This is a genomic window from Pseudomonadota bacterium (genome assembly GCA_039028935.1).
In the GTDB taxonomy this organism is placed as follows: Bacteria; Pseudomonadota; Gammaproteobacteria; order Steroidobacterales; family SZUA-146; genus SZUA-146.
Genome location: JBCCHD010000009.1, coordinates 1 through 12298, shown reverse-complemented (window position 1 = coordinate 12298; position 12298 = coordinate 1). Strand labels below are relative to the sequence as shown.

The 12298-nt window shown below is 55.6% G+C and carries 11 protein-coding genes; 1 reads left to right on the top strand and 10 read right to left on the bottom strand.

The window, feature by feature from the left end; translation table 11 throughout:
• Positions 1-40: 40 nt before the first annotated feature.
• From AAF465_06190 to AAF465_06165, 6 genes are all read right to left on the bottom strand, one after another.
• Entirely contained in the window at positions 41-913 is an 873-nt protein-coding gene (locus tag AAF465_06190; protein MEM7082304.1) for an NAD(P)-dependent oxidoreductase, read from the bottom strand.
• A 136-nt stretch (positions 914-1049) separates the two neighbouring features.
• Positions 1050-1853 carry an ATP-binding cassette domain-containing protein gene (locus AAF465_06185; GenBank protein ID MEM7082303.1) on the bottom strand — a complete coding sequence of 268 codons (804 nt, stop codon included), beginning with the start codon at positions 1851-1853 and terminating at the stop codon, positions 1050-1052.
• Complete coding sequence (locus AAF465_06180; GenBank protein ID MEM7082302.1) at positions 1850-2785, bottom strand: ABC transporter ATP-binding protein; 936 nt, start codon at positions 2783-2785, stop codon at positions 1850-1852. Before AAF465_06180 ends, AAF465_06185 begins: the two co-directional genes overlap by 4 nt.
• Positions 2786-2791: 6 nt before the next feature.
• Entirely contained in the window at positions 2792-3646 is an 855-nt protein-coding gene (locus tag AAF465_06175) for an ABC transporter permease (GenBank protein MEM7082301.1), read from the bottom strand.
• The gene (locus AAF465_06170) at positions 3643-4596 is read right to left on the bottom strand and encodes an ABC transporter permease (protein ID MEM7082300.1); all 954 of its coding nucleotides are present in this window, start codon (positions 4594-4596) and stop codon (positions 3643-3645) included. The genes AAF465_06175 and AAF465_06170 overlap by 4 nt, the downstream gene beginning before the upstream one ends.
• Before the next feature lie 58 nt (positions 4597-4654).
• Complete coding sequence (locus tag AAF465_06165; GenBank protein MEM7082299.1) at positions 4655-6487, bottom strand: ABC transporter substrate-binding protein; 1833 nt, start codon at positions 6485-6487, stop codon at positions 4655-4657.
• Positions 6488-6756: 269 nt separating this feature from the next.
• Here AAF465_06165 and AAF465_06160 point away from each other — a divergent pair, with 269 nt between their 5' ends.
• On the top strand, positions 6757-7824 hold the full coding sequence (locus AAF465_06160) for a glycosyltransferase family 4 protein (protein MEM7082298.1): 1068 nt from the start codon (positions 6757-6759) through the stop codon (positions 7822-7824).
• Positions 7825-7904: 80 nt separating this feature from the next.
• Here AAF465_06160 and AAF465_06155 read toward each other — a convergent pair whose 3' ends face one another.
• From AAF465_06155 to AAF465_06140, 4 genes are read right to left on the bottom strand one after another with little or no spacing between them, the layout of a single operon-like run.
• Positions 7905-8906, bottom strand: coding sequence for a VWA domain-containing protein (locus tag AAF465_06155; protein ID MEM7082297.1), 1002 nt, complete (start codon positions 8904-8906; stop codon positions 7905-7907).
• A 53-nt stretch (positions 8907-8959) separates the two neighbouring features.
• Complete coding sequence (locus AAF465_06150; protein MEM7082296.1) at positions 8960-10057, bottom strand: VWA domain-containing protein; 1098 nt, start codon at positions 10055-10057, stop codon at positions 8960-8962.
• A complete protein-coding gene (locus AAF465_06145; GenBank protein ID MEM7082295.1) occupies positions 10050-11417 on the bottom strand; it encodes an FHA domain-containing protein in 1368 nt (455 codons plus the stop codon). The genes AAF465_06150 and AAF465_06145 overlap by 8 nt, the downstream gene beginning before the upstream one ends.
• A 2-nt stretch (positions 11418-11419) precedes the next feature.
• Positions 11420-12217: a MotA/TolQ/ExbB proton channel family protein gene (locus AAF465_06140; GenBank protein MEM7082294.1), complete on the bottom strand. Its 798-nt coding sequence runs from the start codon at positions 12215-12217 to the stop codon at positions 11420-11422.
• Positions 12218-12298 lie beyond the last annotated feature (81 nt).

Below are 12298 nucleotides of genomic sequence, written 5' to 3'. Positions count from 1 at the left end.
CCGCCGTCGCAACACGCCGGCGGTTGACCGTTCGATTCGTTCAGGTATCGCGCTGATACCGCGCAATAAGACTCGAGGTATCCCATCGACCACCACCCATGCGCTGTACGTCGGCATAAAACGTATCGACCAGCTGACTCACCGGTAAGTCGAGCCCCAGAGTACGGGCGGCCTCCAGCGCAATGGACAAATCCTTCCTCATCCAGTCGACCGCAAAGCCAAAGTCGAAGTCACCGTTGATCATTGTCGTTGCGCGATTGTCCATTTGCCAGGATTGAGCAGCGCCTTTGCTGATGGCGGCGATCACCTTATCGGTATCCAAACCGCTGCATGCGGCAAAGTGCAAACCTTCTGCTAGGCCCTGTACCAATCCAGCGATACACAGCTGGTTGACCATTTTCGCTTTTTGCCCATGGCCGACCGGTCCGATGTGCTGACAGGCCTTGGCATAAGCGTCGAGCACAGGCTGCGTCTGCGCGTAATCATCAACATCGCCCCCTACCATGATCGTCAGCTGACCCTTGACTGCGCCCGCCTCACCGCCAGAGACAGGCGCATCGAGAAATCGCACCCCAACCCGTTGTGCATCGACATAGAGCGATTCGGCCAAATGCGCGGACGCCGTGGTGTGATCGATCAGAACCGACGAGGGACGCATCCCACTGAGCGCGCCGTTGTCGCCAAGCAAGACCGCGCGGACATCGTCGTCATTACCCACACAGCTCATGACGATTTCTGCGCCGAGCGCGGCATCTTTGGGTGTGACGGCCAGATCACCATCGTATTCGGCGATCCAGCGCTCTGCCGTAGCGGTCGTGCGGTTATAGACGGTGACGACATGGCCTGCCCGCGATAGGTGCCCCGCCATGGGGTACCCCATAACGCCTAATCCGATAAACGCGACCTTCGCCATTGTTGACTCTCCTGCCTGTTCGTTTGAGCGGAAATCGCATACTGCGATTCGCAAATCCAGTTACCATTGAACCACTGTGTGATTGGGATGCTCGCAGCAACGCACAACACACACCGTCTTCGAGCGCCGTGTTCGGTCAGTCCCGCACGGCAAGAGACGGCATATCGGGCACGGCCGCCAGCAAACGGCGGGTATACGCGTGCTGCGGACGCAAGAATACATCGGCCGCCGCACCCAACTCGACCAGCTCACCATGGCGCATTACCCCAATCTGATCGCTCACGTGTTGCACAACCGCCAGGTCGTGCGAAATAAACACATACGATAAGCCGCGCGCGCGCTGAATATCGGCCAGCAGATTCAGCACTTCTGATTGCACCGACACGTCGAGTGCCGACACCGCTTCGTCCGCCACGATGACCTCAGGGTCGAGGGTGAGCGCGCGGGCGATGCCCACGCGCTGACGTTGGCCACCTGAAAACTCATGTGGATAACGATTGAGCATGCTCGCATTCAGCCCCACTTGCTCAAGCAATGTAACCACCCGATCAAGTCGGGTTCCGGGTGGACCTATGCGGTGCGTTGCCAGTGGCTCAAGCAGCGTCTGAGCGATAGTACGGCGGGGGTTGAGGCTGGCATACGGGTCCTGAAACACGATCTGCATTCGTGGGCGCACAGCGAAAAGATCACTTGCCGACAGCGCGGTAATGTCTGTCTCACCGAGCATCACGCATCCGGCGTCGGGCTCGGTAAGCCGCATTAAACACCGCGCGAGCGTGGACTTGCCGCACCCCGATTCGCCAACAAGCCCAAACGTTTTGCCGGGGGCAACGTCAAAGCTCACGTTGTTGACGGCCGTCAAAATCTGCCCTTGGCGCAAAAACCGGCCACCCGTTTCAAAGCGCTTGGTTAAGCCTCGTACCGACAGCGTCTCGCTCATTGGGAAGCACCACCGATGACCGCAGCATCGTCAACGCCGCTATCCAGGTCATCGTTGTTAAAAAACGGCCGACCGGACGGCAGCAGCGTGTCGACGGGCACCGTGTCTGACACCACCGGAAGACGGTCTGCGCGGTCTGCGCGAATGCGTGGTACGGCATTGAGCAGGGCCCGCGTGTAGATGTGCTGGGGTTTCGCAAGCACCTGCGCCGTCCGCCCCACTTCGAGCGTTTCACCGCGGTACATGACCATCACATTGCGACACACTTTGGCAATCACACCAAAATCATGACTGACCAATACCACACTCATATTGTGCGCTTCTCGCAGTGAGTCAATGAGGTCTAACACCTGTGCCTGCGTAGTGACGTCGAGCGCGGTCGTCGGCTCGTCCGCCACCAGCACACTGGGCTTACAGGCCAACGCCATAGCGATCATGACGCGCTGACGCATACCGCCTGAAAGTTGATGAGGGTAGTCGTCGAGACGTTTGGCCGCGGCCGCAATGCCGACCTGATCCAACAGGGTTAGCGCTCGGGCGTTGGCGGTCCGACCGCGCAGGCCCTGTCGCTGTAACACGTCAACTAAATGACTGCGGACACTGAACACCGGATTGAGCGCCGTCATGGGCTCTTGAAAAATCATTGCCACGTCTTGCCCACGAATTGCCCGCAGACGGCGCTCACCCAATCCCACGATATCGCGACCCTTGACGCGTATTGCTCCGCGCACAATACGGCCAACCGGCGATGGCACAAGGCCTAACAGTGCCAGGCAGGTCATGGTTTTGCCACACCCCGATTCACCGACAATACCGAGGGTATCGCCATGTTGGAGCGAAAAACTCACGCCATCGACCGCACGCACGACCCCCTGGTCGGTGGTCAACTCGACCACCAAATCCTCGACCTCAATAACCGGTTGCGTCGTCATCGAAGATCACACCACACGAGGATCGAGCGCATCCTGAAGCGCATCCGAAAATAGGTTAAAGGCCATAACAAGCACAAACATAAACAGTGACGCAAACAAAAAATTGTTTAAGTGTCCAGCCGACACCTCTAGTGTGGCTTCGGCCAACATGCTTCCCCAACTCACACCATCTTGAATACCAAGCCCGAGAAAACTCAATATGACTTCCGACTTGATCGCCGCGACAAACACGATAGTCGCCTGTACGAGTAAAATATGATTCGTGTTCGGGAGAATATGCCGGAAGGTAATCACCAAATCGCTCACACCAATGGCACGCGCCGACTCAACGAACTCGAGCTGCTTAAGTTTAATAACCTCCCCACGCACCAACCGCGCGGTTGTTGTCCAAAACGTGGCCACCATCGCCACATGCATACCGTAGGGGTGCCCTTGCAGGGCATAAGCAACCGCCGCCACAAACAAATAAAACGGGATGGCGTCCAGCACGCCCATCAGCCACAGCGCGATCGCATCCAGCCACGTGCCGCTATAAAAACCGGATATGGCGCCGAGTACTGCCCCCAGTAGCGTCGACAGCAGCGCGACCGATAATCCCACTTCAAACGCGGTGCGCGTACTGTAAACGGTGCGTGCGAAAATATCTTGCCCATTGATATTGGCGCCAAACCAAAACTGCGATGAGATTGGTGCAAAGCGGTTGCCTTCGATTTCGGCCCAGTTCGTACCCCATAAGCCCAGCACCACGCCCAGTGCCATCACCGCAAACAGCAGCACGACCGCCAGACCCGTCATACCGGCTGTGTCGCGCCATAGTCTCGAGCGAGCTCTCGACCACAGCGTGTGTGTCTTCACGTTCATGTCAACTCCACGCGTGGATCGACAAGTCGGTACAACATATCAGCGAGCAACAGCGTGAACACAAACAGCACGGCAGTAAGCCCAACCACTGCTTTGAGTACGGGCTGATCACCCTGAGTAATGGCGTCATAGGTCATTTTTCCCGCACCGGGAATACCAAAATAGGTTTCGATGATGAGGCTGCCACTGATCAGAACAAGCGGGATGGAAAACAACACGCGGGTGATAATCGGGATTAGTGCGTTTTTAAGTACGTTGCGACACAGCAATCGGGCAGGTGGCGTGCCGTAGGCTAGGGCCGTGCGCACGTGATCACGATTGAGCTCCTCAACCAATACCGCACGGTAAAAGCGCGTGTTGTAGCCCAACGCAACAAACACCACCGCCAGCGTTGGTACTGTCACGTAGTACAAATAGCTCGACACCGAGTCCACCTCCCAACCACGTGACGGGAACCAATTGAGCCCCATGCTGGAGCAAAACAAGAGCTGGAAAAAAATCACCACGATCAGAAAGCTGATGCTCATGCCGACAACCGAAGCGCCCATGATCGCTTTGTCGAGCCAGCGCCCTCGGTGATAGGCCGCAACCAACGCAAACCCCAGACCGAGCAAATTGCCCAGCACAAAGCCCGGTGCCATCAGCGCGAGCGTAATGGGCACGGCCGTGGCGAGCACCGTCGACACGCGCTGACCGCTGGAGGCCGACAAACCAAAATCAAGCGTCACAAGCTCAGTCAGATAGTCGACATACCGCGCGAAGAACGGTTTGTCGTAGCCAAGCTGCGCCCGCACTTCTGCAATTTGCTCCGCTGTCGGGTTCTTACCGACTATTTCATTGGTGCGATCGGGGCCGAAGTACACCATGAGCAAGAAACTGATGAAGGTGACACCCAGAACAAGTGGGATGCCGCCCAGTAGCTTACGCACAATAAAGGGGATCAGACCCATCGCGCTAGTCGGGCGTTACCGCGAAGAATAGATGGACGCGGCAGAACGGCTCAAGCAACTACCGCTCCTGCGCCGGTACATCGACGTACGGAAAGTAGAAACCGCCGACAAACCCGCGATCGGGGTAGGCCGCCACGCGTTTATCCCAGAGCAATACTTGCGTACGCGACAACCCTGTCGTCGACACGCAGTCGTCGATGACCATTTGATTCATGCGCCGATAAATCGCAGTGCGATTCGTACCGGGCTGCATCACCGACGCTTCCTCAAATAGCCGGTCATAGGCCGGGTTTCGATAATTAGAGTCGTTTGAACCCGGTGCCGCATTCGGGCCATAAAACAACTGAAGCGTGTTTTCCGCGTCGGGATAATCGAGTGTCCAGCCTTTATAGATCAGCGGCAACTCTGAATTTCGCCAGGCCTTAGCGATATCGCCAAAGGTTGCGTACCGTTTGAGCACAATTTTATCGCGTGGATAACCAATATCGCCCATGAAGCCTCGAAATTGCTCAAAATATTGCGTCTGGAGCACCGAAGACGGAATACCATAAACCAACTCTGGCAAGTTATCGGCATTCCAACCCGCTTCGGTAAGCAGTTTTTTAGCGCCCGGCACATCGCGTGTCACCGTATCGCGGGGTAGATTGGGATCGAACTCAGGTACCGTTGGCGTAATGATGCCTGGAAAGATCTCGCCGAGGTTGGAATAGTACGCGCTGTTGCGCAACTGCCAGTCAAACCCTTTGAAGATCGCGCAGCGAAGTGCTTTATTGCGCGCGCTTTGTGCCGGGTCGTCCGTCACACCAAAATCTGGATCATCCAGATTAAAATTCATATAAACGAAGCCGGATTCAAGACCAGCGACCATATTAAACTGCTCAGCGTATTGCGACTTAAGCGCAGCTGGCTCGGTCGATGCCAGAAACTGCTCGTACATCAAGGCCGGCAATCGCGCGGTGTGCAGCTCTCCACCCTTGGTGAGCGACGTGACGCGCGCGGTGTCTTCGGCAATAAAATAGACGTGTACACGATCACTGATCGGCAGTGCTAGACCATCGATGCGCTCGAGGCCGAGACCACCGTGCAGGGCCGGATCAAATCCTTCGGCCGCAAGATCGACACGGTCTTCACGATAGCCAGGATTGCGCACCAGCACGACCTGCGTGCTATCAAACTTCTCGAGTTTATACGGGCCGGAGCCCACTGGGTGCGTCGCCAGTTCTCGCCCGTATCGCGCAACAGCCTCGCGCGGCACGACGCCTGCATAGCCTTGTGCCAGTGTGTGCACAAGCTGCGGGTAGGGTTTGGTAAGGCGAATAACGAGCGTATGGGAATCCGGCGCCTGTAATCCTTCGACCGGCTGCGCATAGTCGGCACCCGCTTCTTTCCAGGCATCGAGACCTTTGATGCGGTTCTTCCAAAACCAGTCGCCGCTGGACAACGTCTCTGGATCAAAGTGGCGTTTTAGCGAGTACACCACGTCGGCGGCGGTCACTTCGCGACCTTTGCCCTCTTCAAACGCCGGATCATCCATAAACCGTACGCCCTTGCGCAGACGGATGGTGTAGGTGAGCCCGTCGGCCGACACTTCGGGCAATTCTACCGCCAGTCGCGGTTTGAGCTTGTAAGGCCTCGCAAGGTATTCATAGCTGTACAGCGTGTCGTACAGATTCAGCACGATATGGTTTTGATACAGTGTCGAAGAATGCGCTGGGTCAAGATCGCGCGGCGTCTGGTCCAGAGCAACTCGATACACTTTTAGCCCTGCCTGCTCGGTCGGAGCAGTGTTGTCACTGCAGCTGCACGCTCCTAGCATCTGCGCAAGTATCACGATGGCAAAAACCGCCAAGAAACGTGAGCCCATGGCACCTCGCTTTTGTATTGACATCATTAACCAACCCTCTGACGGCCCGCAACTCGTCTGACAGCGCGATATACGGCCACTGCCTCGGCGGTCCGATTTTTTCAGCGATTTCGATCGGTTAGAGTAACTCAAGCCCACTCGCGCAACAACTTTCACGGTGGTATCAATATCGCCGATTCGCTCGGGCGTGGTCGCGCGGCAAGGCCCAACAAAAACCGAATAAAGTCATGCACTGTGGCTACAGAACGGTCAATAATTTGGTATCGTCGCGATTCTGTCTGGCGGCATGCGATTCCATGAAAGTACTTTTGGTCACCGACACCTATCCCACTCCTGATCGGCCTTCCGCCGGCATTTTCGTGCGCCATCAGTTTCGCTTCTTTACGCGTCACGCCACGGACGATGAAGCTTTTGACTTGTTTAAAGTCCGTACACATTCGCGCGGCAAACGGTTTTCTTTCTGGCATCGTCTTTGGTCATCCATTAAGTTCATCCCAAAGTATTTTCGACGCTATGACATTGTTCATGTGCACTCAGTGACCACTTTGCTTCATGCCGCGCGCTTTTATCGATTGCTGCATCCGCGCGTTCGCCTCATCCTCTCTATTCATGGCGGCAGCATTCGACAGTTCGATCAACACTCGGTACGCACGCAACGCCGCTTTGCCAAAGCGGCTCAACGCTACGATGCCATCATCATTGCGGGCGAGAGCCTGCGACCCGTCATCGAACGTCAGCTTGGCGTTAAGACTGCACAAGTAATCTGCGCGGGGGCCGACGATCTTCGTTTCCATCGGAACGACAAAATCACGAAGGAATATGATTTTATTTTTGTTGGCTCATTCAGCGAGCATAAAGGGGCGGATATTCTGCTATCGGCGCTGAACATGCTCGAGGACCAAGCCATTAAAGCCTGCTTTGTTGGCAGCGGCGAGCTCAAAGATGCGCTCAAACGCGCCGGTCATCATCTGGATATCGACGTGTTCGTGGATGTCCCGCAAACGCGACTTCGTCAACTCTATGCCGCGTCTCGATTTTTGGTCTTTCCAGCGCGCGGAGAGAGTTTTGGCCTGGTCGTTACCGAGGCCATGTACTGTGGTGTGCCCGCCATTGTGAATGCCGAAAGCGGCGCAGCCGAACAGGTGGTGCATCAGCAAACCGGTATCACGTTCAAACCGAACACGGCCGAGCAATTGAGTCGCACGCTTGTCGCGGCGATCCGAATGAACTCGGATTCATACCAAGAAATGAGTGACCAAGCCGCGCGCTCCAATCTCGAATTCAGTTTGAGTCGGGTCGGTACGCAGCTCATGCAGCTGTATCGGCAGCTCAGTTCCGAGCAGGATCTTGCCAAACGCGGATAATGACGCGCCATTCATGCGCGTAGGTATAGCGTTCGTCTCCGGTCTCGACACCCTTTTCGAGGGTGCTCTACGCGCCAGAATTAACGGAAGCTCTCCAAGCCGACGAACGTGCCCTCATTGCGCTCACATAGCGCGCGCATGAGCACGGCAAAACGCACACCCGTGCGCTGAATACGGGGGTCTTGTGCAAACAACACAGGAAAACCCACGCCGTGAATGCGAACACGCCGGCGCCCCGACGAATCGCGACGGTTGATCGCATCGACCTTATCAACCACCGACTGAATCGAGCCACCCGTAAACTCATCGCCAAACACATACAGGCTGATTTTTTTATCCGGAGAATAAAACGTATTGATGGCTTTCGTGATGCCCTCGACAGGACTACTGTTGCTAAACGCATTCCAGCTTCGCATGCGCTGAACGATGGCTTTGCGGCGCGCAGGCGTGTCCGGAATCCACTCGCCGGCGTAGCGGCTAAACATATAGTTACCCATATCGTTCATCACCTGGATTCCCTTCACCTCCGGATACACTTCGAGCGTCTCTTCCATTTTTTGCACCGCCATCGTCCAGGCGTAGTTGTACATACTGCCCGATGTATCGATGATGAAGATCACGTACTCACTGTCGACGGGTATACCGGCCACGAGATCCGAATTATTCGCTTTGGCGATTTGCGTCACCTGCAGACGCTGCATCTCTTCGGTGAGGGTCTGCTGGGCACTGGCCAGTCGACCCGCGATAATATTGGCGACCGAAGAATCCTGCGTTGATGCATTAAATGCGCCTTCGATTCGAGACAGATCACCCTGGAGCCGGGCGAGACGAAGCTCTTCTTTTGAAACCTGATTTTTCTTGTCTGACAGGGTGCGCGTGACCGTCTTAACTTCGCCACGAATTTCAAACAGCTCAGCCTGGAGCTGTCGCACTTTGCCTTCATAGTCGATCGTTGATTCTTCCAACACAATCGGTTCTGTCACCTTGACGATCACAAGTAATAAGATAATCGCACCGAAACCACACGCAATGGTGTCGAGAAAACTCAGGCTAATGCCTTCAATGTCGCGCCGTTGTTTCATGTTCGCTCTCTTACTGTTTGCTCATCGATCAACTGAGCGTCAATCTAGCCCGCCTACGGCCAGTCGCGTGCCGGGCTAATAAATGAGCCCGCCGTCACTTGAGCCAAGCGCCAATAGCTGGGTGCGGCTTGGGGATCGCCTTCCATTGGAAACAAAATAGTGTTGACCGGAATACCGGGGATCAGATTGTTGACCGCACGATCGAAATGACGTTGACGTACGGCGCCCGATGCGGTTTTTCGAATCGGGGCATTCTCACCCATGGTCGGCAGTCCATCCGTCAGCAAATAGACGTTGTCGGGGGCCGGCTTCATCGCTCTGACCACATCGAAAGCCCGATGCAAACTCGTGCCATTCGACGGCACCACCTGATTCAGCCCAACCATTGCGGTCTCAACGTGCGCCGGATCCGCTGTAGACAACCACTGCCCATCGGTGCCATCGGACGTAGCGGTTGCCCGCTGATTAAACGTGTAGATTTGAAATTCGATGTCCTTGGGCAGCTTGGAAATGAGCCAATCAACGCTGCCTAACGCGCGGCGCCATTTCTCTGAGCGTCGCTTGTCCTCATCGGCCATGTTGCGCCGCCTAATCACATTTACGATTGTCTCGTCGAGCATGCTGGCGGACGCATCGACCAATATGAGTACGCGCTCGCCACCGAGTTTCAAGCCGGTTAAATAGAGTCGATCCCCATCGCCGGTGATCGAGCGCAGATTATCGCCCGTTTCGTCCTGGTTAGCCTGACTGCCTTCGAGCCGACGGGCCTCCTCGTCGAGACTCTGCACGTCGGCTTTAAGTGCCTCAATCGCCTCTTTTTGGGCCAGCGTGAGCTCATCGAGTTCGGCTAACTCCTGCTCTTTTTCATCCAGCACTTGAATGACTTTCTGCACCTGCCCGGTGAGCTCGTCACGCCGCTCATCAAATTTCTGCACCGTGTTCTGCAATTCGAACAAATTACGTTGCGCCAGTTCGAGACGCTTTTCCATCAGGTTGACCTCTGAGATCATATCGACGTTAACTTCGTCATTCGTCTCTTTGGTCGCGTGATTAATAATCATGAACAGCAACACAACCGCGCCAAAACCGCACGACATGATGTCCAGAAACGAGAGACTGAAAACCGTTGTACGGCGACGAGCTTTAGCCATGGTCAGCCTCTCGCACCAAACGTATCTCTATGCCAGGGTTGCCAAGTGAAATGCGGTCACCCACAGCTAAGGGTTGCGATGACGCAGCGGGCTTCCCATTGATGTGCGTGCCGTACGTACTCATATCGTCCAACACCACCTGCCCGGATCGCCGCGTGAGCGAGCAATGCTGACGTGACACGCCTTTGACAGCGCCTGTTACCTGGTAAGCGCGCTGATTGCTGGCTGGTGACGTGCCGATCACGAATGGCTCGTCCCCCAACGCGTATATCTGATTCTCAATAAGAACGTGTGTGGCCAAATCACGCGAGCGCGATTCGGTCGGCTGCTGTCGATCTGGCACCACGCTTGGCGTTTCCTGCCACGGCTTGGCTTTCACCAACGCGAACTGACCGGCCTCGCTCTCAAACTGCTCGGGCTGCTGCAGCACAGAACGGGTGACCGCGTATTCATCGAGCGTGACAACACGTACGCGCTCATTATCGGCTACCAACGCCTCAAACCCCGGCAGCCTGGCAACCCGATGCGACAAGAGCACCGTCGTTACCGATGCGGAATCGGTTTGCGCGTGGATCGCGTTGACCATCGGTTGATAGAGACCCGCCACTGACGCAACCATATCGGCGGTGTTAATTTCCGCGATATGTTCATTGCCTTCGCTGACCATCGTCGTGTTTTCGTCACCCGCATGCCAGGCATCGATCGCGGCTGGAATCTGGTTATAGAGGTATTGTTCCGACTGCGCAGAGTGCAGCGGGTCGAAACGGGTTTGTTTCACAAAGATATCGCCTAGAACGGTCGCCCAACGATCCGTAAAATCCAGTAGTCCGACATTATCGAGTCGTGTCACATCGCCGCGATGCAGCCCTTGCTCAACGCGCAATTCATTGATGAGCACGCAATGGTTGGTGGCGTCGATGTGCAACATGCGACGTCCCGGGACCGGGTGACACACAGCGGCCACGGAGGCGTCGACAAGACCGGTTACCGGTATGTCAGCACGCTGACAAATGCCGAGCAGCAAGCCTAATTGGCGCGCTGAAAAACTCGAGGGTATGGCCATCACCACACGCTCAGTCGTCGCTTTATACGGCGCAAACACATCGACCAGCTGAGCGTGCGCAAGATCCGCAAACGACTGCGCAACAGTGGTTTGTCGGCTCATCGGCTCGAGTGACAGCTGGTGCCAGTAGGCATTTTCGACCTCATGCGGTAACAAACGTGCAACCGCCCGCGCCGCCTGACCGGTTTCAATGAGCGCGTCAGTGTAGCGCGCGCAGCCGTCGGCCTTCTCCCCGACCAGCGTTGCCGAGGCTGGCAAAACGCCCGCGTCGTTTAGTTCGATTGCCAGAACAGACACAATTAACGCACCTGTAATTGACTGACCAGACGCTCGTCGCAGTATGACTCTGTATCGAGCACCAAACGCTCTAGCACGAGCTGCAGCTGGTGCAGCAAAAACATCAACACAATACTCAACAATAACGCGATAAACGTCGAATTAAATGCAACACCGAGGCTGGCGGTCACACCGGTGATGTCACCCTCCACCGCCTGATGCGCCTGGCCGAGTGCCTCACCGATACCGCGCACCGTACCAATAAAACCAATGGAAGGTATGGCCCAGGCAATGTAGCGCACGAGTGACAATTCCGAATCGAGCCGTTCTGATTCACCCTCACACAAATCTCGTACCACGGTCGAGACATCTTGAATATTCCGCGTGGTTCGAAATCGATGCAGCGCGCTTCTTAAAACCCTCGGCAACAGCAAATTGCGTTGTGGTAACGGTAACTCTTGCACCGTGCGCGAATACGCGCGTGTATCCTCGGGCAAGATACTCACGCCCTCCGCGAGCGGAATGAGGTTTTGCTCAAGCAGTTTTCCTTCGCGGGAGGCCATCACTGCCTTGTAAGCCATAATCGCCATCGCCCAGAGCATTAAAATAAAACACATCTCCTGCTCGAGGTCTTTGATCAAAATATAGGGCGAACGTTCCGGCACGTAGTTTTCATCGGCTTCTAACTGTTCGAGTTGCTGTACGCGAATGGCCTCAGCCTTCGGCCGAATCACGAGCGTGTACATACCATGCACCACAATAATCGCAGTGATTAGCGCAAACACCTGAAAGGCAAACTCAACCGGAAATTTTCTGTTCATTAGTTATCCTCAAAAACGGCTTACACCTGGCGATCTGTCTCACTGTCCTGCCCGCTGTATCACCGGCGCTATATGTCGACC